Below are 23431 nucleotides of genomic sequence, written 5' to 3' on the forward strand. Positions count from 1 at the left end.
TGTTCCTCTCCGGGGTCAGGCGAACTTGCCGGGCACTTGGTTGCGGTCGTCCTGGCGCAGGACGAGGTCCCACAGTTCCTGGCCGATGGGGTGTTCCTGCTCTTCGATGATGTGGCCGAGCAGACCGGCGCAGCGACCGATCAGGGCGAGGCCGCGAGCCATGTGCAGCGGCAGCCCGAGGCTGAGCACCATCGCGCCGACCGCGCCGGCGGTGTTGGCCGGCAGGCGGCGGGAGTAGATCGTGCCGGACACCTCGTCCATGGCCAGCAGCAGCTTCCAGTGCACGTCCAGGGTGCCGGTGCGTTCGGCGACCCCGCGCAGCGCGGGGATCCGCGGATCGCCGTTGAGGTGGATGTTGTGACCCAGTCCGTACAGCGGGGCGCGGGCGGCCCGGCGGGCGGTGACGAACTCGCGGGCCCGTTCGGTGATCTGCTCATCGGTCGCGTCGGCGGGCAGGCCCGCCGCGGCCTCCTGCAGCATCTCGGCGGCGTTCTGCATCGCGCCGAGGAAGACCGAGCCGGCGCCGAGCAGACCCGCGGCGACCGCGGCCTGGGGTGCCTCGGGGGCACCCATGTAGGTCAGCCGGGCGGCCAACGCGCTCGGGGTCAGGCCGTGATCGCAGACGGTGACCAGGATGGTGTTGATGACTTCCTTCTCCGCACCCTGACAGGGCCGGCCCAGGGAGGCGATCAGGATCATGTCGACGAAGTCGACCTGTCCGATCAGTTCACCGGCGAGGCTGCGGCCCCGAACGGTGATCTCATCCATGGTGGTCGTGCCGATTTCGGTTTTGATCATGCGATGCCCTCCTCGGTGGGCTGCTGGGGCCGGTCGGCCCGGATGAGTACTGCGTCCAGGGCCAGTACGCCCGCCCCGGCCGCGCCGACGCGCAGCGGGTTGATCTCGAGTTCCTCGATGTCGTCGGCATGCTGGGCGACGAAGTCGGAGATGGCCAGCAGCGCGGCGACCAGGGCGTCCTTGTCCCGGGGCAGCGCACCGCGCAGCCCGTCCAGCAGGGCGGCCGAGCGCGGTTCAGCGATCAACTCCCGGGCGGACTGCTCGGTCAGCGGCAGCAGCCGGCGCGCCACGTCGGCGAACAGTTCCACGAAGATGCCGCCGAAGCCGAAGGTGAGGACCGCCCCGAAGGTCGGATCCTGGGTGACCCCGACCAGCATGTCGATGCCCTCGGGTGCCATCTGTTCGACCATCACCTGCTCCACCCGGACGCCGGTGGCGGCCTGCACGGCCTCGGCGATCCCGGCGTACGCCTCGCGGACCGCCGCGGCGTCGGTGAGCCCGACCCGGACACCGCCGACATCGGACTTGTGGGTGATCTCGTCGCTGACGACCTTGAGGACCACCGGGTAGCCGATCCGCTCGGCGGCGGCGACGGCGTCCTCGGCACCGGCGACCACGGCGTTCTGCGGGACCGGGATACCGGCGGCGGCCAGGGCCGCCTTGGCCTCGGGTTCGGTCGCGGTGCGTCGTGCCGACGCCGCGGCCCGGCGGCCCAGCGGGCGCCAGCCGGTGGTGTGCTGCCAGGAGCCGCGCTCCTGCCAGCGGCGCAGCGCGGTGACCCCGCGGCGGATGCTGCCGATCGGGAGCATGCCGCCGTCGACCAGGGCCTGGTAGCCCGAGCCGAGCCGGTCGCTCATCCAGATCGGCACGATCGGGGTCTGCGTCTGTGCCTGGGTCTCCACGATGGTGTGGCCGATCTGGCCGGTCAGTTCCTCGTAGTCACACGGGAAGGGGTAGACCACCAGGTCGGTATTGGCGTCCTCGCAGGTGGCCAGCAGGCTGGGCCCGCCGATCTCCGGCTTGGTCAGAATGTCGGAGGTGGCATCGACCGGGTTGGTCCAGGCGGCGTAATCGGGCAGCACCTCCTCGAAGCGCTGCAGGGTCTGCGGGGTGAACTCGGCCATCTCCAGGCCGGCGTGGCCCAGGGCGTCCGACGCCATCGCGCAGCCGCCACCGGAGAAGCCGTAGACGGCGTACTTGGGGCTGGCCTTCGGGGCGGCCCGGGTGAGCAGGGCGGCGGTATCGATCAGTTCGTCCATGTCGTCGACCTCGATGATCCCGACCTGCTTGAACACCGCGCTGTTCACCTCCGCCGCGCCGGAGATCGATCCGGTGTGCGAGGCGACGGCGCGCGCGCCGTACTCACTGCGCCCGACCTTCATCCCGACGACCGGCTTGCCCCGTTCGGCGGCGTGCAGGCAGGCGTCGACGAAGGCGTCGCCGTCGCGGATACCCTCCATCGCGGTGGCGATCACCTTGATGTCATCGGCCTCGGCCATGTAGTGGATGAAGTCGGCCACGGTGAGGTCGACCTCGTTGCCGGTGGAGGCCCACAGGCCCACCCCGACCCCGCGCTCCATGGCCTGCAGGAAGCAGCGGCCCACGCCGCCGCCCTGAGTGGCCAAGCCGATCGGGCCGGGCAGTTGATCCAGGTAGTAGGACGGGGAGAACATCAGGCCCAGTCGGGCATTGTTGTTGCACAGGCCCGGGGAGTTCGGACCGTAGATCCGCATCCCGCTCTCCCGCGCCAGGGCGGCCATCTCGGCCTCGGCGGCCTTGCCCTCGGGGCCCATCTCGCCGAAACCGGAGGTGAAGACCACGGCGTACTTGACGCCGATCTCGGCACACTCGCGCAGCACCGGCAGGGTCGCCGCCGCGGGGACGACCAGTTCGGCGACATCGGGCGCTTCGGGCAGGTCCAGCACGCTGGGAACGGTGTCGATGCCGCGGATCTGCGGGCTGGTCCGGTTGATCAGGTGGATCGTCCGGCCCTCGACATCGGAATGGTCGAGCAGGTTGGCGACTGCTCGCTGGCCCAGGCTGAATGGGCGGTCCGAGGCCCCGATAATGGCCACCGAACGTGGGTCCACCAGCGTGTCCAGCGCGCGACTCCTGACAGGCGCCATTAATCCTCCTTGATCATTGACCGTGGTATTTCGTGGCACTCTACGAGATTTCGGAGTCCTTGGCAAGGGGTCGGTCTCCGCCGGCCAGAATCAGCTCCAATCCCTGGGCACTGGCCACCAGCCGGCCGAACTCACACGAGCACGCCGGAACCCCTGCCCAGGTGACTGTCCGGCAGTGCTCGCAGCTCTCGATACCGGCCGGCACCCGGTGCAGGATCGCCTCTTCGAAATGTCGTGGCATCCGCCCTCCACATTGAGTCATGGGTTGTTACGATATACCGTAAGACTATCCGGCGCATCGGACAATAACGAGTTGATTGCGCCCCTCGGAACCATTGGCTGCTCAAGGACGAGTTGAATGAATCACACCGACCAGAAGAAGTTGCTGACCCAGATCAGCCCGGGAAACCCCATGCACGACACGCTGAAGCGGTACTGGTTGCCGCTGTGTCTGAGCTCGGACCTGCCCGAGGCCGGGGGCGCCCCGACCCGGGTCCGGGCTCTCGGACAAGACTATGTACTGTTCCGAAACCGCGAAGGAAAGCTCGGCCTGCTGGATGAGGCGTGCACCCACCGCAGCGCCTCGCTGTGCCTGGGACGCACCGACGGAGCCGGGATCCGGTGCCTGTACCACGGCTGGGAGTACGACGTGGACGGCCGGCTGCTGGACGCTCCGAACGTGCAGGATCCGCGGTTCAAGGACCGGGTGCGGCAGCCCGCGTACGCCGTGCGCGAGGCCGGCGAGATGATCTGGGGCTACTTCGGCAAGGCCGACGAGGAGCCCCCGTTCCCGAAGCATCCCTGGTTCGACGTCGAACCGCAGCACCGGGTGGTGGAGATCATCGCGAACTCCTCGAACTACACCCGGATCATCGAGGGTCTGATCGACACCACCCACACCGGGTCCCTGCACAAGGACGCCCTGACCCACCTCACCCAGGGCTCCGGCCCCACCCCGCCCGACTTCGGCACCCGCAAGCGGGTCGACACCGCCGGGGTGCTCGCCAAGGACCTGGCCCCCACCATCGAGGTGGAGGAGACCGACTTCGGCCTGCGGTACGCCGCCATCTCCCGGTTCACCGAGAACGGTGAGGCCAAGCAGAACGCCCGGGTGACCAGCTTCGTCCAGCCGGCCGGGATCTACATCCATCCCGACAACATCGCCCAGCTGGTCCTGCCGGTCGACGATGACCGGTCCCTGTTCTTCATGATCTGGTGGGACACCAGCCGGGAGATCGCCACCGGCGAGGCCCGCGAACAGATCCTGAAGTACTACGGCATCGACTCGGTCGCGATGGACACCTACGGGCTGGCTCGGGAGACCCACGACCTCACCGACCGCCCGAACCGGGCCAACAACTGGCTGCAGGATCGCGAGGCGATGGAACGGGGCGAGAGTTACACCGGGATGTACCGGTTCATCCCCGAGGACTGGGCGATGAACGAGTCGATGGGCCGCGCGGTGGACTCCCCGATCGAGCACCTGGTCCCGGCCGACCTGGCGGTGGCCCGCTACCGACGACAGATGATCGCCAACGCCCAGGCGGTCGCGCGCGGGGAGGACCCGATCGGGATCGCGCCCAAGGACAACCCGCAGCCGGCGAACTTCTTCCTCTCCGGCGATCAGGACTGGCGCGAGTATTTCCGCACCGGGGAGTACGCCAAGCAGTAACCGATGGGCCGATCCCGGTGGGTTGCTGGCGCCGTCCTTGGCCAGGGCCCACCGGATCGGCAGGCTCTCCCCGGGGCTGTTCGCGGGCCCAACTGCGGTACGCGGGCCGGCGTACGAACCGCGGCCCCTGCAGGCCCCGCACAACCGAACCCGACCCGCCAAACCGGAAATCAACCCGCGAACAGGCTCCAACCCCCGCGCCGGCAACTCCGAGAGATCGCGCCCGAGGCGTCCCCCGCGCTGTTCGCGGGCCCAATTGCGGTCCGCGGGCCGGCGTACGAACCGCGGCCCCTGCAGGGCCCCTCCCCCGCGCTGTTCGCGGGCCCAACTGCGGTCCGCGGGCCGGCGTACGAACCGCAGCCCCTGCAGGCCCCGCACAACCGAACCCGACCCGCCAAACCGGAAATCACCCCGCGAACAGGCGCCCAGGGACATCCCGCTGGGTCAGACCGCGCCGTCCTTGGCCAGGGCCCACCGGATCGGATCCAGGCAGCGGAACGACGCGATGCCGTGATCGTGCAGTTGCTCCCCCTCGGTCGGAGCCCCCAGCGCGGACACAACGAAGAAGCGGTGGTCGAGGACCCGGCCGGTGTGCGGCCGCTCGACCGCGGTCACGATGTGGCCGGCATTGAGCCGCTGCAAGAGACTGCGGACCTCGGCATGCAACAGTTTCCCGTCCTCGTCGTCGTAGCCGGGCCGGGCATTGCCCGGGTCCCGCATGAACGCGGCCCCGGCATTCGACATGATCCGGCTCAGTTCGGTGTCGGCCACCCGGGTCAGGGTCTGCATCGTGTCGAACTTCGACAGCACCACCGCCAGCCGCGGATTGCCCTGCCCGATCAGGAAGTTGAGGTTGTTCAGCACCACCGCGGGGTCGCCGCCCTGGTGCAGCTGGGCCGGGATCAGGTCCTGCAACTGGTTGCGCACCTCCGGCACCCGGGTCGGGTCGAACAGGAACAGCACCGCCGAGGCGTGCTGGAAGAACGACAGGTGCGCCTGCCCCTCGACCCGGTTCTCCAGGTCCTCCCCGGCCACGTCGCGCAGCACGATGAAGCGGCGCATCCCATTCAGGATCCCCAGGGACAGGATGATCGGCTGGCGCTGATAGGCGTCGCCCACCGTCGCGCGCGGGGTCGGGGTGAGAATGCCGCGGGTCTCGTACAACGGCTTCTCATAGGTCTCGCGGTACAGCTCGCGGCTGGCCCCGTCGACGAAATCGACCGTGGTCCGGTGCGCCTCGGCCAGCATCTCCAGCTGCTTCACCACCACCCCGATGTAGATGCTCTTGCCGGTCGCCCGGGCCCCGGCCAGGGCGATACAGGTCGCCTGCCCGGTCCGCCACGCCGGCGGCAGGAAGTGGTGACACACCGGGCAGCACTCGGCGACCGGACCGTGGCAACGGGCGCATTCGGTCAGCGGCGGCGGGGCCCAGTCCGGGCCCGCACCGGCCGGAGCGCTGGCGAAGGAGGTCGGCTTCCACTGCCGCGGGGCCCCGTGCAGTTGACTCCCGATCGGGTCGTCGATGGCGTTACAGGTCCCCTGGCACTGGTAGGCGTAGCGGGCCGAGGTCAGGTCGTTGAAGCAATAGGGGCACTTGGTCTGCATCAGCGCGCCCCCGTCGGGGTCCCCAGCCGCTGCTGCAGCGCGGAGTCCAGCGGCAGGATCCCGCGCAGCAGTTCGGTGACCACCGTACGCAGCGCACGATCATCGCTCATCAGATGCTGGTACAGCTCCGACGGGCCCCACTCGGCGGTCGGGAACAGCACCGCCGGCCCCGGGCAGCGATGCCGCATCACCTCCCAGGCGGGCGGGGCGGCGAGTACGGCCACTTGGATCCGGTGCCCGTCGGTGAGGTCCTCATCGATCGGCATGTCCGCGGGGACGCCGTCGGAGATGAGGCAGCGAACGGTCTGCGGGCGGGTACTGGGGACCTCCCCACGGGCGCGGAAGCCGGTCGCGATCGGGTGGGCGGTGATCGCCTCGAGAACGGTCGGGGCCAGCTTTTCCGCGGCTACCTCCGGCAGCGGATGCCACTGCGCGGCGGCAATGACGACCTGCAGGCCGGCGTCGGCGGAGGTCACCCGGGAGATCCCGGCGTACACCTCGGCGGCCGCCGCGATCGACCCGTCGGCGGCGAACTGGCGCATCGAGGCCGAGGCGTCGAAGACCAGTTGCAACTCGGTCGCCTCGGCGGTCGGGACGCGTTCGGCGCCCAGGATCTCCCGGGCCAGGTCCCGGGCCCGGGACGCCAGCGGCGGCAACGGCGTATCCACGATCACCCCGAGCGCGGTGACGGTGAGCCGGTCCCCGGTGCGGGCCACCTCGACCAGGTCCCGCTGGGCCAGCCCGGACAGGTCCACCCCGCTCAGCACGGCCCGTTCGGGATCGGTGTCGCCGTGCAGTTCGATCCCCGCACTCAGGGACACCACCGCCCGGGACCCGAAGTTGGCCCCGGTCTCCGGCACCGCCCGGACGATCACCGGCTCCCCGACCCGGGGCAGCACGAGCATGCCCGGCCCGGGGGTGATCGCGGTGTGGTCGGGGGCACCGCCCCGCAGGGCAACCAGGCGGGCCCGGGTACCGCCGTTGCCCTGGATCCGCAGCGTGAGCGGCTTGCCGGGCAGGGTGACCGTGGAGCCGCCCTCGAGTACGTAGGTAGGCACAGATTCTCCTTATCGGATCCGCCGGTGCGGCGGAATGCGCATCCAGTTGTTCAGGTATCGCTCGGCATTGCGCGCCGCGCGCTCGTCCGCGGTGCCCTCGACCCGGCGCAGCGCGGCGAACAGTTCGTCGGCGGTGGCGTCGCGACTTTCCGCGGAGCGGTTGATCCGCTCCACCAGCAGTTCCCCGAGCAGGGTGGGATGGTCCTCGGCATCGGTACGCAGCGACCACAGCCACACCGCCACCCGGTCCCGCGGCTGGTACAGCGGCGACTGCGGATCCCCGTGCAGCAGATAGGCCGCCAGCGCGGGCACCTGCAGGTACTGGTTGCCCCAGGCCACCAGCGCGTCGAAGGTCTCCCCCGACACGGTCGGATCATGCTCGGGGGCGCGCAGCCCGCGGGACACCTTGATCGGCGGGGCCTCAGGACTGAGCTGGTCCAGCAGCCGCGGATCGACCTGCTGCCCGCCCAACAGGATCAGCGCGCACAGCAGCTTCAGGTGCCGGGCCAGCGTCGGATGGGGCTCGGGCCGGGGACGCTCGAACGCCCGGGTCACACTGTCCAGCCGCGATCCCAACGCGGCCGGGGAGAGCCCCGCGAACCAGTCCGGGCGCAGCGTCTCCAGCCGGAACCGGGCCAGCGTGGGCACATCGATCGGCCCGTCCTGGCTGCGCTGCCCCAGCGTGCCCCACCATTGCTGCGCCGCCGGAGTCGGGTCACCGGTGAGCACCTGCGACAGGTACCAGCCGGTCGGGATGGCAGTCCGGAACCGGCGGTCGGCCACGGTGAGGAACTCCGCCGGCAGTGCAGGGTCGAACAGGGCCGCGACCCGGTCGGCCAGCGCCCGATCGGGGTGCTGGGTCAGGTGTTCCAGCCCGGACCAGATCGCGACGAAGCGGGTCTTCGCCGAATCCTGCGGCGGAACCCCGGAGCGCAACCGGTGCCAGGCGAGTTCGGCGACCAACAGGTCGATCGAGCCGTCCGCACGCGGGGAGGCGTGGGCGATCGGATCCGGTTCCCCGGCCCGGGGGCCCAACCAGTCCAGCACCCGGGGGCGTACGCGCTCCCCCGGCGGGGCGATCTCGGCGAGCGGGGCGTACCCGAGGGCACCCCACAACCAGGCGCGTGCCTCGGACCCGATGCGGCCCTCGAGGTCGGCGATCAGCGGGTCGACCAGGTGCGGGCGCAGCAGCATCGGCAGCACCACCGCCTCGATCAGCTGCATCAGTTCGGCCTGCAGCACGATCCCGAGCCGGGCCCGCAGCGCCAGTTCCAGCAGATGCACCGCGGTCCGCCCCTGCGCCACCTGCTCCGGGACCGGTGCGGCTTCGTCCAGGGCGACTTCGGCCAGCCCGGTCCGGGCCGCGGCCACCAGGGCGGGGTCTGGCTCCTCGGGAAAGGAACGCGGGGCCGGCAGCCGACCGGCGCCGGAGCGGGCGAGCCAGGCCCGATCCGCGAGGGCCAGCTCGGCGTACACCCCGGCGGCGACGCGGCCGATCACCTCCGGGCCCCGACCGGTGTCGGCGCCGTAGCGGGTCACCAGCGACCAGGCCCGGTCGGTGTCCCCGCCGGCCTCGGCGCGCACCGAGTCGCTCAACGAGTCGACCACCCCGGTGACGTGCGCGGCCTCCTTCGGAGTGTGCGCGGCCAGCACCCGTTGGGCCTCCTCGCGCAGGTCGGTGTCCGCGCGCCGGGCGATCAGCATCGCGGCCGGCCAGGCCGGGTCCAGCCCGATGTCGCCGACGCTGTGGGCGACCCGGTCGATCTCCTCGACGCTTTCCTGGGTGGTGGTCGGGTCGAGGAACAGTTCGCCGATCATCAGCGACCATTCCGTCACCACGATGCGATCGCCGCGGCCGGTGGTGTGCGGTTCGCCGCCGAAGTCGCCGAGGGCCGGTCGGGCCTCTGCGTCGAGGACCGCGACCCGATCCAGCCGGGCCAGGGCCGGCAGGTCGCCGCGCGGGACGCAGGCGAGGTGGATCCCGCGCCCGAAGGCCTCGGCCAGGGTGTTCGGGCGTTCCAGGGTGGAGAAGTAGAACTCCCGGGCGGTCCCCCGCGACATCGCCAGGCTGATCGCGGCGATCCAGTTGGCGGCGTCATCGACCTCCTCGGTGCCGAGCACCACCCGCGGTCCGCCGTGCATCGCCGCGGTCACCGCGTCCAGAAGGAGGGCCAGGGTCCCCATCCGGAACTTCCGGGGTGCGAACAGCCAGTTGCTCACCGTCAGCGCCGAGACCGGCCCGGGGCGGGGCGCCTCGCTGGTCCCGAGTCGGGCGGCGAGGACCTGGTCGGGGCCGTAGGGGGTGAGCCAGTCGGGGCTGCGCCAGCGCTGGATCGGGCGGATCTGATCGGTGCCGTCGGGCCGCCGGTCCAGCACCAGGTGCGCGAACACGTTCCCCGGCCGCCCGGAGGCGTCGGCCCCGGCGGGGGCGACGTGCCAGGAGACGGTGGCCGGGGCCGCCCCGGCCAGCGGGGTGCAGGAGAACTTCCGCGGCAGCTCGTCGATCTGGGCCTGGGTCGGGAACTTCGGCAGTTCGGTGCCGGCATCGAACTGGGTCTGCACCCGGGAGCGCAGCGCCTCGATCTCGCCCGGGTCGAGGTCGCCGCTGGTGTCCTTGACCTGCCAGCCCCCACCGCGGCCGTCGCGCCGGTCGAAGGAGGAGTAGGTGAGTTGCCCGAACCGCGGCTTGATCGGCGGCGCGGCCGGCCCGGGCGCCGCGTACCCCAGGTAGCCGCTCATCGCGGATCACCCAGCCACAGGTTGGCCACCGGCGGGTCGAGCAGGGCGACGGTCCCCTGCTGCGGGTTCGGTGCCAGGTCGACGAACAGCCGGACCCAGCCGGTCCGGTTGGTCACATCGGCGATCCAGCCGGGCACCGCCCAGCTGGTGTTCAGCGACTGCAGCCGGAACCGGGTGGTCGGCTGTTGCGGCTGGTTGTTGTTCAGCAGGACCGGCAGGGTCTCGCCGTCGCGGACGTCCAGCGGCAGCCGGTTCGGATTGTGCACCAGGGCGAAGGGCGGGGAGGACGGATTGAACCGGTCGGCGCGCACCGTCACCTGCAGGATCGCCTGCCCCCGGCCGAACGCCCCGCGCTGCACCTCCAGGTGGTACGCCAGGGTCAACAGCCCGCGATAGCGCACCGTGGTGGGCTTGCCCTCCACCGACTGGCCGCCGGCGAAGGAGACCGGCACCAGATGCAGGTCGCAGCCGCCGGGATCCAGCGGCCGGGGGAAGTGCAGCCCGCCCAGCCGGCGGTAGGTCTCCTCGGAGATCTCCGCGATCGGCTCGGCCCCGGGGATCGCCTCCTCCGCGGGTTGGCCGAGCGCCCCGGCGTACACCTTGATGTTGGCCGCACCCACCGGCCACGCCATCGTCAGGACCTGCTGGGAGACCCGCTCGACCACGGTGGCGTCCTCGACCCGGCCGGTGCGTACCTGCGAGGTCGTGGTGCCGACCTTGGCCTTGCCGTCCAGGATCGTCACCGGGGTGAAGTACAGCCGCGACCAGTTCCGCGGCCACGGCACATTCCGCATCATCGCGTACGCCCGGCCGCCGTCGGCGGACTCGTGCTGTTCGATCGGATGGGCCAGCCGGGCATCGGGACGCAGCTGCATCTGGGGCAGCGCCTCCTCGGGCACGGTCTCCGCGTCGGCGCCGGCCACCGGCGGCTCCTCGGTGCGGTAGATGACCACGCGCCCGGCCGGGGGCGGGGACCAGGTCAGGTCGAACTGCGGATGCGCCTGGTCGTCGTTCAGCCGGCAGGCCAGATCCGGTACGCCGTGCAGCACCGCGGAGGTGGTGACCGGAACGATCGTCGGCAGGGACAGCTGGGGCGTACCCTCCACCTCCGCCTGGACCAGCAGTTGGTAGATGTAGCGCTTGCCGGTCTCGGCGGTGTCGTCGACGAAGCCACCCAGGTTCGGCTCGGCCTCGAGGATCCGGTACATCGGATTGCCCGCACCGGCGTGCGCCCGCTCGGCCGGGACCCGGAAGATCTGCACCTTGGTCGCCTCGGGGAAGACCCGCCACTGCCCGATCACCCGGCCCTCGTCCTCGCGGATGTCCACGTCCTCGGGTTTGGCGACCACCGGCACCAACGCATGCAGCACGGGCTGGTTCAGCTGGGCGTCCCGGTCGTCGCGGCCGGTGTTCACCCACACCTGGTAGTGCCGGACCGCGGAGTAGAAGGGCCGGTTGTCGATCAGTTCGGTCTGTTTGGTGATGGCAATCACCTCCGACATGTCCGGGCTGTAGGGCACATGTTCGTCGTCGGCAACCACCCGGTACAGCACGGAGGTCCCGGCCGGGGCATCGACGGCCGGCCAGCGCAGACTGGTCGTGCGGTCGGCGAGCGCGGAGGCCTTCAGCCGCTGCGGCTCCCCTCCCTCGACGGTGAAGTCCATCGCGGCGAACCCGCTCAGGGCCTGGGCCAGCTCCATCGGCTGCTGCCAGCTGATCGCACCCGGATTGAGCAGTTCCGGGCGACCGGTCTCCGCCGGCGCGGGACCCGGCTGCGGGCCGAGCTGCGCAGTGGTGGGCGCGGGCGCGGCCGGCGGAGCCTGCGGCGGAGGGGTGTCCCGCAGGCCCAGCACGTCGGCGATCGTCGGGGCGAGGTACTTCAGCGACGCCGGGAGCCCGACGGCCACTTCGGCCTCGGTGCGGGCGCCGGAGTTCACGATCTGGCGCAGATGCCGATCCTTGACCTCATCGCTGCCGGACCGGTCGCGCCAGACCATCAACTTCTGCAGCGGATCGATCTCGGGTTCGACCGGGGCGGCATCGGAGGCCTCGATCACCTCGGCCTCGACCGTCTCGGGTTCACTGACCGGAGCCTCGATCACCTCGGCCTCGACGATCTCCGCCACCGCTTCCGCCGCAACGGGTTCGTCCGCCACGGGTTCGGTCGGCTGCCAGGCCGGTTCCGGGGCCGGCGCCGGGACCCCGCTGACCGCCTCGGTGGCCGAGCCGTAGGAGGTGGCCGATCCCTGCGAGGTGGCCGACCCGTAGGAGCCGGCCGAACCGTAGGAGGTCGCCGAGGCGGCCGAGGCGGCACTCTGCGCGGCGGCGAAGCGGCGCAGGTTCTCCATCTCCCGTTCGGCGTGCTGCTTGCGGATCAGCCAGTTCCGGGCATCCGCCTGGTTCCCGTACGCCATGGCCTGCCGGGCGAACTGATCGGCCTGGACCGCCTGCTGCTGCCAGGCGGCCAACTGCTGGGCGATCTGCGGATTGACCCCACCGACGCCAACGGCGGCCGGCTGCGGCGGCGGAAACCCGGGGACCGGGCGCGGCTGCATCCGCAGCCCCTCGCTGACCGGGTCCGGGTGGCCCTGGTCCGACAGCCACAACAGATTGTTGATGACCTCGACCCACCGGTCCATCAGCGGGGTCCGCATCGACGGCGGGATCCCCCGCACCGCGGCGATCTCGACCAGCTGGGCCCGGGTCGGGACCTGCTCCCCGCGCTCGGTCAGGGCATGGGCCCAGGCCAACAGCACCTGCCTGCGTCGATCAGCCTGCGTCATCGAACTCCTCCGAAAACCTCATCCGCGCCACCTCGGCGCTCAGAACACCATGCCGTCGGCCGGCGGGGTGACCGTCCGGCGTTGCGGCATCGGGACCGACGCTCCCGCGTCGTCGGTGTAGCTGAACGGCATCTCCGGGACCAGATCATTGGCCTGGCGCGGCCGCTCGGGCCGCAGCCGCTCGCCCAGATTGAACGTGTACTCCGGCGCGGCCTCGGACAACTGCACCAGCAGCGCCCGCCGGCTCAGCCCCTGCGACACCGACAGCGGCCAGGACACCTCGACCGCCCCGGCGCGGCCGTCCAACTGGGCCTCCCGGGACAGGACCCCGTCCCCGAAGCGGGACGCCGCCGGCGGTGTCACCGGATCGCCGACCCCGCCCAGGAACTCCTCCTGGGACACCGGCTCGGCCGCTCCGGTCAGCCGAACCCCGGCAACCAGCCGGTGCTGATACTCCGGCTGGGACAGGCGTTGCATCGCCGCCGCCCACAGCTGATTGCCCGAGGCCGGCCCGATTCCCTCGCGTTCCAGCAGGTCGGCCCAGGCGCCCAGCCAGGATTCCTGCACCCCGCTGCGCTGGGCGAACATCAGCCGCGGATTCTGGGTCAGGTCGTAGGCCCGGGGCCCGAGTCGGTTCCCGGCATCGTTCAGGGTCGCCTGCCAGGGCCCGGACAGCCAGCCGGTGGTGAACAGGTCCCGGCGCAGCAGATTGACCACCTCGGCGGCCGACTCGGGTCGGGTCTCGGCCTTCCCGACGCGGACGTTGAGCGGCAGCCCCTGTTCGACCTCGGGGGTGTCGGTGCGTACCCGGGCGACCTCACCGAAGGGCTGGTGGATCACCACCGACAGCACCCGGCTCCACTCCTGGAACTGGCCGTAGCCCTCGGTGAACCGGCGCAGGTCCCGCATCGCGGTCCGCAGATTCTGCTCATCGGCCTGCACCTGGCTCATCGCCGCCTTGCGCTTGGTCAGGTCCCGGAACAGGTCGCGCTGGCCCTGCAGGAAGAGCACCAGCGAGCCGCCGAACCAGGCGAGGACGCCGGCCAGCCCGGCCAGCAGCGCGCCCCACCAGGTGAGGATCGACAGTCCGGTCAGTACGCAGAGCACCACGACCAGCGCGAGCAGCCCGATCAGCAGGCCGCGCATCCAGCTCGCGATCGTACGCTGCCGGGCCTGGGTCCGGGCGTCGGACAGATCCACCCGGTCGCCGCCGGACAGGCGGGCCAGCAACTGCTGCACCTCCTCGGCGGTGTTCATCAGGCCCTGCCCGAGCATGCCCCCGAACCCGGCGGAGTAGGTGTGGGCGTACCGGTTCTGCCACTGTTCCAGCTCCCGCAGCGTGGTGTCGGCGTCGCGAGCCAGCGAGGGCTGATCCCCCAGGCCGCGCAGTCGCAGCTGCAGGGTACGGATGCCGAGCGGATCGGAGGCCCGGACGGTGCTGATCCCGATCGCGGAGGCCACCCGGGGCGGGATCCGGGTGAACTGCTGCTGCGGGCTGGGGACACAGTCCGACATGGTCCGCAGGACGCCGCGCTCGGTGCCGACCGGGATCGGTTTGGCGTACGAGCGCTCCCCCGCGTCGACCAGGGTGAGTCCGGATTCGACGAAGTCGACCCAGACCGGGGTGAAGTCACCGGTCCCCTCGTGGGCGCGGGGCCCGGCGTCATCCAGCAGGTGGTCGAGGTTGCCGGCCGCCCGGCCGACCTCGCGCCAGTCGGCCCGCCCGCCGGCCAGGGAGCCGCTGGCGACCACCTCGTAGGAGGACGGGTCCTGCCCGAACACCAACGACTGGACCCGATTCGCGGTCGCCCCCTGCACGTCGCCGAGCACCAGGGAGTACCATTTCATCGGGGCCATCGTCATCGACGCCTTGATGAAGCCGAACAGCATCGACAGGGCCTTGCCCGGCCCCACCTTGTCGGCGTCCACCGGGGCGGGGGCCACCCGTTCCCCGCGGAACAGTGAAGCATGGCGCCCGAGCACCGCGGACGCCATGTCGGAGCAGGCCCGCTGCGCGTCGTCGATGTAGACCGCCTGGGAACCGTGCAGCCGCGGCAGCGGGACCCCGTCGGCGGTCGACAACATCTGGGTCCGCACGGTGTCCTCCACCTCGCGGCTGTCCAGGTTCCGGTACCAGGAGCGGGCCAGCCGCAGCGAGTGCCCGAACGGGGCGGCCGCCCCGTCCAGCGGCGCGGCCCGCAGCCCGCGCCAGAGCCCGGTCAACCCGGCCAGTTGGGCCGCGGCCTCGGCCCCGATGTCGAGCGGATCGGTCGAGGCCGGCAGCGCGGAATGGCCCAGCCCGGGCCCGCGGGACTCCTCGGGCGCCAGGATGACGTTGTGCCAGCCCTCCCGGGTCAGGTCGGCCGCGACCGGTCCGGAGGCCGGCCGGGTGACCACCGCGCGGATCAGCTCGACCGTCGGCACCGCGGCGGTCCGCAGGATCGCCTGATGGACGGCATGCTCGGTCTCCTGGTCGACGCCGGGGGCACCGGCCACCGCCGGCACCAGGACGACCAGGCGTACCCGCTCGAACTGCTGCTGGGTGACCACGTGTTCCAGGCTGGTGCCCAGCCGCCGGCCGGTGTTCACGAAGAGTCCGGGGGTCACCCCGACCGGCGGGGTCGGGGCGGTCCACCGGGCGGCGTCGATCCACAGGAACGGCTCGATCATCCCGGCCGCCGACCAGTCGGTCAGCGCGTCGCAGATGCCGTCCATCGGCCCGGGCGGGGCCAGCAGCGCGACCAGTGCAGCCATCAGAAGGCCCCCATCCCGGGCATCCCGGGCATCTCGAGTTTCTGGGTCTCCGGGGTGAGCGGACCCTGCCGGCTGGTGCCGGCCGGCTGCTTGGCCCGGACCGCCGCGTCGGCGACCATGTCGATCAGTTCCCCGCAGGCCCACCAGATGTCGGGAGCCAGATCGCGGAAGATCGGCGCCTGGGAGGCGACCCCGCGATCGGTCACCAGGGAGAACGTGCCCCCGCCCGGCGCCCCGGCCTGGCCCGGCGCCATGAAGTGCACCCCGGCCAGGTCACGGATCTGGGTGAAGAACGTCGTGAGCGCCTCGGCCCGGCCGTCCACGTCGGTGGCCTCGGCGGCCCCGGGCACCCGGCTGGTGGCGCCGGAGCCGATGGTCCCGGTACGCAGGTAGTCGACCAGCAGGTTCTTGCCCGAACGCTCCACGATGCCGGCCGCCGGCCCGAGCGGACTGGCATCGAACAGCCCGCGCAGCGCCCGGTACGGCAGCAGCGACGCCATCGGGGGGTTCTGATGGGACCGGGAGATCGCCAGCAGCGAGGACTCCAGCACCGCCGGCAGCCAGTCGTAGGAGGCCTGGAACCGCTCCGGCGGGGTCAGCAGCGGATTGGGGAACTCCAGCCATTGCCGGTTGGCGACGTCGAAGACCTCGACGGCCTGGACGTACGGCGACTCCGGGATCCGGATCGCCCCGATCCCCTGCCCGAGGAACCAGCCGGCACACATCGCCCGGCGCTCGGCCTCGGCCATCGGCAGCGCGGCATTCAGCGGGCGCGCCCGGCGGTAGGTCCAGAACGCCTCCCGGCCCGCCGGTGAGGTGGTCGACCACTGCTCGGCGACCGGTCGCAGCACCGAATCGAAGCAGATCGGGGCATACAGCGGGTAGGAGCCGAGAATGTCCAGCCGCCGGACGTGATCGGAATCGTTGACCGACTTGCGGAAGTTGTCCCGGGTCGAGGAGTCGATCTGCGGGTTGTTCACGATCACCCGCTCCAGCGCATCGGCGATGGGCAGATCGGCAAAGGGCACCGCGGAGAACTTGTAGCGGTACTCCACGTTCTTGCCGCCGTGCAGCAACTGGACCGCGGCATCGTTGGCCGAGATCAGCGGCAGCGCCAGGGTCAGCGTCTGATTGAACTTGGCGGCAATGTCGTCGATGCGACCCTGCCGCTCCGATTCCTGCGCCCCGACGCCGCGCACGAAGTCGCGCAGGGACATCGAGCAGAACCGGTGGAAGGACTCCTCGGGCCGGGCCACGAACAGCCGCGCCCGCTCCAGCACCTCCCGCGGCCGGGCGTGCAGGTTGAACCGGGCCCGCATCGGCACGATCGACTCGCCGCTGCCGGGATGGGTCGGGAAGACCCGGGCCGCCCACTGATGGGTCTGTTCCAGCAGCCCGCCCGGCGGCCGCATCCCGCCGGTGGTCTCCCACAGGCCCTGGATCACCCGGGTGACCACGCCGGCGCGGGCGGCCGGGAACGTCTTCACCTCGGTCGGGATCGCGCCCTGGATGTCGGCCAGGTACTGCGGCAGGAACTGCTGGGAACTGGTCAGCAGCACCTCGTTGTTCGCCTCGTCGAAGCGCTCGGGGGCCCGCTGGTCGTCGTCGGAGGGCCAGGCGGAGTACTGGTCGGTGGCCAGCCGGGCCAGGCCGTCATGGCGGACCGCCGAGGCCCGGGCCTGCTCCAGCAGTCGCTGCTGTTCGTGGATCGCCTCGCCGAGGGGCACCAGCACGTCGCCGACGAACGTGCTCAGCACATCGGCGAGCATCCCGGACGCCTTGGCGTACACATGCTCGATCACCCGGGCGGTCATGTCCTCGGCGAGCGTGTTCAGGATCTGCTGGCCACCGGCGATCTTGCCCTTGATCCCGGCGAGCCCCTGCCCGACCCGGGGCGGCAGTTCGGCGATGTCGGAGCGATCGTGCTGCTTGAGCTCGTTCGCCGCCGGGATCACCGACTCCTTCAGATGCCCCTGCAGCCGGTCGATCACCGCGGCGGCGTACGGCAGGCCCAGGTTGGCGATGGCGGTGCCGATGGTGGCCATCAGCCGCTGCAGCAGCTGCTGGTGCCAGTCGAAGGCCCAGTTGTACGCCTCCCGGCCGGTGGCCTCCGACATGGCCGTGCGGCGGGAGTTGAGCACCTGGGACAGGATCGGCGCCCACTGGTTGACCTCCATCCCGTCCGGCGGCGGCAACTGGGAGATCACCCCCTGATTGACGATCTGGGCGGCGATGTTGCCGGCGTGCTGCCGCGGCAGGGCCACATTCATCAGCCACTGGGCCAGCGCCATCGACCCCTGTCCCCCGGCACCGTCGAAGATCTGGATGTCGGCGCACAGCCGGGCCCACTGGGAGTTCAGCAGGGCCTTGACCTGCTCGGTACCCGAGGCGGTGTTGCCCTCCTGCAGGTGCCCGTCGAGCAGCCGGTCCACCGCGGAGCGGGCGATCCGCTGGGCGGCGTACTCGGCATAGCGATCGCGGCCCATCGACAGCGAGGCGAAACCGAAGGACCCCCAGGGCAGCGGATCCTGCTGGGCGCCCCACCCGAGGTAGCTGGAATCCGGCGGGACCGAACCGGTGTTGCCGAGGTCGTAGGAGACGAACTGGTCGGTCGCCTGCTCCGACATCACCATGCCGGACAGGCCGCGGGCCAGGCCGCGATAGATCGCTCGGGGCGAGCCGTCGCCGAACATGGTGCGCTGGGCGCCGACGTAGCGGCCGACCGGGAACACCCGGGCGAACGGGATCGGGGTCCCCGCCCCGTACTGCTGACCCAGCGCGTTCATCAGGTCCACGTCGTGGTCGTGGGAGGAGCCGGTCTGCGAGGCGACGATCTCCCCGAGCATCGCCAGCGCGTTGGAGCGTACGCCCGAGCGCGCCGACTCCGGCAGCGAGTCGAAGATGTCGGAGGAGACCATGAAGACCGCCATCAGCTTGGGATCCAGCCCGTTGATGGTGGTCAGCACCCGGCACACGTCCAGCGCCATCGACGCGCCCGCTCCGCCGGCCATCGAGGACACCACCAGCACGATCGGTACCTCGTTGGCCGAGTAGCGCCCGAGCCGGGCCTGCGCGGCGATCTGATCCATGTCGGCGTGGGTCTCCACCCGGTGCAGATCGTCCCAGGCCCCGGACAGGCCCTCGCGCAGCGCCTCCAGCTTGTTCAGGGTGATCATCCGGCCGACCGCGCGGTACTGCCCGGCGCCGACCGAGATCGGGGTGGCCACCGCGTTCGGATTGCGCGGGGCCCAAGTGGCGATCTCACCCAGGGCCCGGTTGGCCGCCAGCTTGCGCGAGACCGCGAAGTCCAGATCGGCGTACGAGCCGGCCTTGGGTCCCATGCCGATGTAGCGCCCGCCCTGGCCCTCGACGTTGCCGAGTCCGTCGGGCCCGCTCTCCTCGCCGCTGGGGACGTCCAGGTGGACGAACTGCCAGCCGCGGGGCAACCGGTCGACGCCCTCGGCAGCCAGATCCGAGCGGAGCTGGTCCATCATGTAAGCCAGCGTGGCGCCGCCGGATCCGCCGCATCCGACAACCAAGAAGCGCCTCATGTACCCGTCCTCACCTGTTGAGCCTGTCGGCAGTCCTGCCTGCCCGCCACCTTATTGGGTGCGAGGTCGCCATCGCGGGTCGGCCGAACCCGAATCGGTTTCCACTGTAGGGGACCGTTTCCAGCCGGCCCTTGTGGAATGATCACCCTGCGCGCAGCGCGCAGCGCCGATGACGCTTCGATGATCGCCGGACACAGAGGTCGAACCATGACGGAACCCAGCAAGGAACCCCAGGAGCCCGGGCAGGACCCGCTCGAGGCCGCCCATCCCAATGGCACCCCCGAGCCGCACACCGGAGATGTGGCCGGCAAGCTCAACTGGCTGCGCGCCGGCGTCCTGGGCGCCAACGACGGCATCGTCTCGACCGCGGGCCTGGTGGTCGGCGTCGCGGCGGCCAACCCCGCCGCGACCTCGGCGATCCTGGTCGCCGGCGTCGCCGGGGTGGTCTCCGGGGCGGTCTCGATGGCCTTGGGCGAGTACGTCTCGGTCTCGACCCAGCGCGACACCGAGAAGGCGCTGATCGCCAAGGAGCAGCACGAACTGGAGCACTACCCCGACGAAGAGTTCGCCGAGCTGGTCGGGCTCTTCCGCAATCAGGGCCTGTCCAAGGAGACCGCGACCCAGGTGGCTCGCGAGGTGACCGCGCACGATGCCCTGGGCAGCCACCTGCAGATCGAACTCGGCATCGACAAGGAGCAGTTGACCAACCCCTGGCAGGCCGCCGCCGCCTCGGCGATCTCCTTCACCGCCGGAGCGGTGCTGCCGATCCTGGCGATGCTGCTGACCCCGGTCCCCGCGGCGCGGATCCCGGTCACCGTCGTGGTCGTGCTGCTCGCCCTGGCGCTCACCGGGGTGATCAGCGCTCGCCTGGGCGGCGCCCCGAAGACCCGCGCCGTGCTCCGGCTGCTCATCGGCGGCGGGCTCGGGATGGCGATCACCTACGGCATCGGCATGCTGATGGGCGTCAGCGGCGGCTGAGCCCCCTCAGAACCGGAACGGGTTCTGCCCCGGCGGTTGCTGCGGTGGCGGACCGGACTGCTGCGGCGGACGCGGCGGACCGGACTGCTGCCCACCGCCGAACGGCGCCGGGCCACCGAACGGACTGCCCCCGGCCTGCGGGCCGGGGCTCGGCGCGGCCCCGTACTGGGTCAGGGTCCCCATCGCCTGCGGCACGGTGCGCCGGGCCTGCTCCAGCAGGTCCTGGCGCACGCTCGGCGGGGAGTCCCCGGCGACCAGGAACAGCAGCGTCGCGGTGTTCGCCGGCGCCCCCGGATCGCGCAGCAGCACCCACGAGTTGTGCACCGCCAGCGGGAGCTTGGCCTGGTGCGCCTTGCCGAACGGTTCGGGGTACGCCGAGGACAGCCCGACCTGCGGTCCCGCGTCGACCAGGACATAGCCCGGCCCGAAGGGTGAGCCGCCGGTCCGGGCCCGCAGAGTCGCCCCGGGCACGTCCACGTTCTTCTCCCCATTGCCGGCGATCGACGCCATCTTGGTGAAGTCGCGGTCGGTGAAGGCGAGGTCCTGACCGTTGCGCAGCACCCGTCCGTTCTCGACGGTGATCGGGATCGACTCCGGCTGCAGCGGCCGCGGCGGGATCTTCGCGGTCATCGACTTGGCCAGGTACAGCAGCCCGATCGGGATCCCCGGGCCGAGGATGATCCCGGCAATCAGCGCCAGCGCGAAGTTCAGCGTGTTCAGCGGCCGCTCGATCTCGGCGGTGTAGGTGACGTCGGCGTCCTGGATCTTCGCCCGGTCCTGCAGCGCAGCGACCTTAACGGTGAACCGGCCGTTCAGGGCACCGTTACCGACCTGGGCGCTGGCCAGCGTCAGTGGGAGGGTGCCCTGGCCGCCGTCGGCGACCTCCAGGCAGGTGGCTGCACTGGTGTGCTGGGAGCCGACGGTGGCGGTGGTGATCTCCTTGGGACCGGTGACGATCTCCTGCGGCCCCTCGACCCAGTAGCAGCCGGGTCCGCGCACCGGCAGACCGGCGGACAGGTTGACCGTGTCCTTGCCGGCGCTGACCCCGAAGTCCACCGAGTTGGCCGCCGAGCCGAACCCGGCCGGTTGCTGCACGTCGAAGGTGATGTCGGACTGTTGCGGTTGCAGTTTGGTCCCGGGGTACTGCTTCCCGGTGGCCGGATCGGTCCAGGCAGCGGTGGTGATGTTCAACGACAGACGTACCGTCGCCTTGCCCGGCTTCAACCTGGTCGCATCGATCTGTTGCGGCTGGGTCAGGGTCTGCCGGGTCAGGCCCTGCGCGATCGGGGTCTGCTGGCCCGCGTCGTCGATCAGGGTGGCATCCAGGGTGACCTCGCCGAGCAGCTTGGCCGGGTCGACCGGCTTCTTCTGGGCGTCCTCGAGGGCGAAGGAGGCGCGGGCGGTCTCACCGGCCCGCACGGTGGTGGTGGCCGCCTGCGGCCAGGCCGGGAACAGGTTTCCGGTGATCTGCAGGCTGGTCTTGGTGACCGCCTGCTCGTGCTGATTGCTCGGGTCGAAGAAGACCAGCCGCCAGCGTCCGGTCCATTTGCCCGGGTCGCTCGGGTCGGCGAGTGTCGCCTGGAAGGACCGCTTGGAGGCCCACTGATAGCTCAGTTTTGCTCCGTCGACGTCGAGGCTGCGTTGTTGGCCCAGGCCGGCGTGCTCGAGTTCGACCTCCTGGCCCGACGGGGAGACCAGCACGACCCGCGGCTCATCGAAATCGGCGTAGCCGAGGACGGAGACCGAGGTGATCGAGGAGTCCAGGACGAAGTTGTGCGCCTCGGTGCAGTCCTTGGCCGCGCCGACCTTGCAGACTCCCTGCGGCGGTTGCTCGGTGTAGGTGATCCGGCTGAACGCCTCGATCAGGGAGTCGATGTTGGTGGCCAGGAAGAACTCACCGGTGGCCGGCTGCTTGCCGCACTTCTCCCCCTCGCCGGTCACCACCCGCTTCATCAGGTCGAAGTCGGCGGAGTTGGAGCCGCCGGCGGCCAGACCGATGCCGAAGATCGTCACCGGCGCGGTCCGCAGCTGGTCGGCCAGACCGCCGTCGCGACACATGTCGGTGGTGGCGGCCTGTTTGGCCTGCTCGCGCTGGGCGGGGTTGTCGAGTCGGTTGTCCGGGGCGTACGGGCGGTCGATCGGGTGCTGCTGCTCGTCGGGGGCCCGGTCGATGTCGAGGGACCCGTCGGTGAAGAACACGATTGCCTGGCAGCGGTTGCGGTCGGGGTCCTGGGCCTGCCGGGCGGCCAGATCCTTGCGGGCGCCGTCGAGGCCGAGCCAGTAGTCGGTGCCCTGGCCGGTATTGCGATTGGCGAACTCGCGCACCGAGGTGAGTGTCCGCTCGACGGTGCCCTTGTTCAGCTTGTCCCAGGAGCCGGTGGGCTCGTACCGGTTGGCGAAGCCGGCCAGGCTGACGGCCAGGTCGAGATTGGCGCCGTCGGCGGTATTGGCCAGGCTGCGCAGGAGCAGTTCGCCGGCGCGGACGCGGGCGGCCTCGGCATCGGAGTTCTGCAGGCTGGCGGAGGTGTCGACCAGCACGAGCACATCGCCCTTGCGGGCGCCGTTGAGGCAGGAGATGAAGTCGTCGGTGGGTTTGGCCGCGGCGGCCCGCGGTGCCGGCAGCAGCAGGCCGGTGGCAGCGATACCGGCGAGGGTCGCCAGGACGACCAGCAGGCCGGCCCGGAGCCGGTTCCAGGGTGCGGTCCGAGTCGTCCTCACAGCGTTCCCACCCACAGCGCGATCCGGACCGCGGGCACCAGAATGCACACCAGGCACAGGGCGATCGCGGTGTAGTAGAGAGGTTTGACCCAGTTCGGGGCGCCGTAGACGCCGGAGGACCGGGCGTAGGTGTCGCGGATCACGAAGTACGCGATCACCCCGATCGCGATCGGGCCGGCGACCACCCAGCACACGATCGCCACGATCGGGTTGTTCAGCAGCAGCGCGACCACGCCGGCCACCAGGGCCAGGCCGGCCGCGATCAGCAGCAGGTACGCCGGCGGCTTGGTCACCGTGATCCCGGCGGTCGGGGCGACCGCAACCCCTCCCCCGGCGGCGAAGACGCCGGCGTCGGCCTGCCGCGGCGCACCCACCGTGGCGAACGGATCGGGCGTGCCGGGCCGCGTCTGGGTGGCGAACGGGTCACCGGTCCGCGGCGCCGAGGGGTAGGAGGACGGGCCGGCGCCACCGAAGGGGCTGCCCCCTCCGGGTGAAGGATGCGACGCCGGCGCATTCCCGAAGTCGAATGGGTCGTGCCCCATCAGTCCCGCCTCCTGCTCGATCTGCGACTGCGACCAGCCTAGGGGGACCGGACAATGGGAGTGGTCAGCCCCGGGGCAGGTGGTCTGCTCGGCCATCCTCACAAGGT

At 71.1% G+C, this 23431-nt stretch carries 12 protein-coding genes; 2 read left to right on the forward strand and 10 right to left on the reverse strand.

Annotation, left to right across the window (positions count from 1 at the left end; all coding sequences use genetic code 11):
- Nucleotides 1-15: 15 nt before the first annotated feature.
- Together G531_RS0109350 and G531_RS0109355 are read right to left on the reverse strand one after the other, a co-directional pair.
- A complete protein-coding gene (locus tag G531_RS0109350) occupies nucleotides 16-798 on the reverse strand; it encodes a citryl-CoA lyase (RefSeq protein WP_026927057.1) in 783 nt (260 codons plus the stop codon).
- Nucleotides 795-2924: an acetate--CoA ligase family protein gene (locus G531_RS0109355; RefSeq protein ID WP_026927058.1), complete on the reverse strand. Its 2130-nt coding sequence runs from the start codon at nucleotides 2922-2924 to the stop codon at nucleotides 795-797. The genes G531_RS0109350 and G531_RS0109355 overlap by 4 nt, the downstream gene beginning before the upstream one ends.
- Nucleotides 2925-3282: 358 nt before the next feature.
- Between G531_RS0109355 and G531_RS0109365 the strand changes: the two genes are divergently transcribed.
- Nucleotides 3283-4596, forward strand: a complete 1314-nt coding sequence (locus G531_RS0109365; RefSeq protein ID WP_026927060.1) for a Rieske 2Fe-2S domain-containing protein — start codon at nucleotides 3283-3285, stop codon at nucleotides 4594-4596.
- Between the two features lie 444 nt (nucleotides 4597-5040).
- Here G531_RS0109365 and G531_RS0109370 read toward each other — a convergent pair whose 3' ends face one another.
- Genes G531_RS0109370 through G531_RS21600 form a run of 6 tightly spaced genes read right to left on the reverse strand, consistent with a single transcriptional unit; the run spans nucleotide 5041 to nucleotide 19086 of the window.
- On the reverse strand, nucleotides 5041-6201 hold the full coding sequence (locus tag G531_RS0109370) for a hypothetical protein (RefSeq protein ID WP_026927061.1): 1161 nt from the start codon (nucleotides 6199-6201) through the stop codon (nucleotides 5041-5043).
- Nucleotides 6201-7259, reverse strand: coding sequence for a hypothetical protein (locus tag G531_RS0109375; protein WP_026927062.1), 1059 nt, complete (start codon nucleotides 7257-7259; stop codon nucleotides 6201-6203). The genes G531_RS0109370 and G531_RS0109375 overlap by 1 nt, the downstream gene beginning before the upstream one ends.
- 9 nt (nucleotides 7260-7268) lie before the next feature.
- A complete protein-coding gene (locus tag G531_RS24515; RefSeq protein ID WP_051215300.1) occupies nucleotides 7269-9998 on the reverse strand; it encodes a GAP1-N2 domain-containing protein in 2730 nt (909 codons plus the stop codon).
- Nucleotides 9995-12781, reverse strand: a complete 2787-nt coding sequence (locus tag G531_RS24520; protein ID WP_145978606.1) for a SaeA-related protein — start codon at nucleotides 12779-12781, stop codon at nucleotides 9995-9997. The genes G531_RS24515 and G531_RS24520 overlap by 4 nt, the downstream gene beginning before the upstream one ends.
- A 39-nt stretch (nucleotides 12782-12820) precedes the next feature.
- Nucleotides 12821-15535 carry a hypothetical protein gene (locus tag G531_RS0109390; protein WP_026927063.1) on the reverse strand — a complete coding sequence of 905 codons (2715 nt, stop codon included), beginning with the start codon at nucleotides 15533-15535 and terminating at the stop codon, nucleotides 12821-12823.
- Nucleotides 15535-19086: a tubulin-like doman-containing protein gene (locus tag G531_RS21600; protein WP_051215302.1), complete on the reverse strand. Its 3552-nt coding sequence runs from the start codon at nucleotides 19084-19086 to the stop codon at nucleotides 15535-15537. The genes G531_RS0109390 and G531_RS21600 overlap by 1 nt, the downstream gene beginning before the upstream one ends.
- Nucleotides 19087-19293: 207 nt before the next feature.
- Between G531_RS21600 and G531_RS0109400 the strand changes: the two genes are divergently transcribed.
- Nucleotides 19294-20064 carry a VIT1/CCC1 transporter family protein gene (locus G531_RS0109400; RefSeq protein ID WP_026927064.1) on the forward strand — a complete coding sequence of 257 codons (771 nt, stop codon included), beginning with the start codon at nucleotides 19294-19296 and terminating at the stop codon, nucleotides 20062-20064.
- A gap of 6 nt (nucleotides 20065-20070) precedes the next feature.
- On the opposite strand, the gene G531_RS0109405 is transcribed toward G531_RS0109400, so the two are convergent.
- Nucleotides 20071-22782: a vWA domain-containing protein gene (locus tag G531_RS0109405; protein WP_026927065.1), complete on the reverse strand. Its 2712-nt coding sequence runs from the start codon at nucleotides 22780-22782 to the stop codon at nucleotides 20071-20073.
- Nucleotides 22779-23324, reverse strand: coding sequence for a hypothetical protein (locus tag G531_RS26105; RefSeq protein WP_026927066.1), 546 nt, complete (start codon nucleotides 23322-23324; stop codon nucleotides 22779-22781). The genes G531_RS0109405 and G531_RS26105 overlap by 4 nt, the downstream gene beginning before the upstream one ends.
- Nucleotides 23325-23431: the final 107 nt, after the last annotated feature.

It is taken from the genome of Granulicoccus phenolivorans DSM 17626 = NBRC 107789 = JCM 15570 (genome assembly GCF_000423085.1).
In the GTDB taxonomy this organism is placed as follows: Bacteria; Actinomycetota; Actinomycetes; order Propionibacteriales; family Propionibacteriaceae; genus Granulicoccus; species Granulicoccus phenolivorans.

Bases quoted from the DNA above. Each gene is read 5' to 3' on its own strand.
- G531_RS24520 (WP_145978606.1), bottom strand. From the start codon at position 12,781: ATGACGCAGGCTGATCGACGCAGGCAGGTGCTGTTGGCCTGGGCCCAT.
- G531_RS24515 (WP_051215300.1), bottom strand. From the start codon at position 9,998: ATGAGCGGCTACCTGGGGTACGCGGCGCCCGGGCCGGCCGCGCCGCCG.
- G531_RS0109400 (WP_026927064.1), top strand. From the start codon at position 19,294: ATGACGGAACCCAGCAAGGAACCCCAGGAGCCCGGGCAGGACCCGCTC.
- G531_RS0109355 (WP_026927058.1), bottom strand. From the start codon at position 2,924: ATGGCGCCTGTCAGGAGTCGCGCGCTGGACACGCTGGTGGACCCACGT.
- G531_RS26105 (WP_026927066.1), bottom strand. From the start codon at position 23,324: ATGGGGCACGACCCATTCGACTTCGGGAATGCGCCGGCGTCGCATCCT.
- G531_RS0109370 (WP_026927061.1), bottom strand. From the start codon at position 6,201: ATGCAGACCAAGTGCCCCTATTGCTTCAACGACCTGACCTCGGCCCGC.
- G531_RS0109350 (WP_026927057.1), bottom strand. From the start codon at position 798: ATGATCAAAACCGAAATCGGCACGACCACCATGGATGAGATCACCGTT.
- G531_RS0109390 (WP_026927063.1), bottom strand. From the start codon at position 15,535: ATGGCTGCACTGGTCGCGCTGCTGGCCCCGCCCGGGCCGATGGACGGC.
- G531_RS0109365 (WP_026927060.1), top strand. From the start codon at position 3,283: ATGAATCACACCGACCAGAAGAAGTTGCTGACCCAGATCAGCCCGGGA.
- G531_RS21600 (WP_051215302.1), bottom strand. From the start codon at position 19,086: ATGAGGCGCTTCTTGGTTGTCGGATGCGGCGGATCCGGCGGCGCCACG.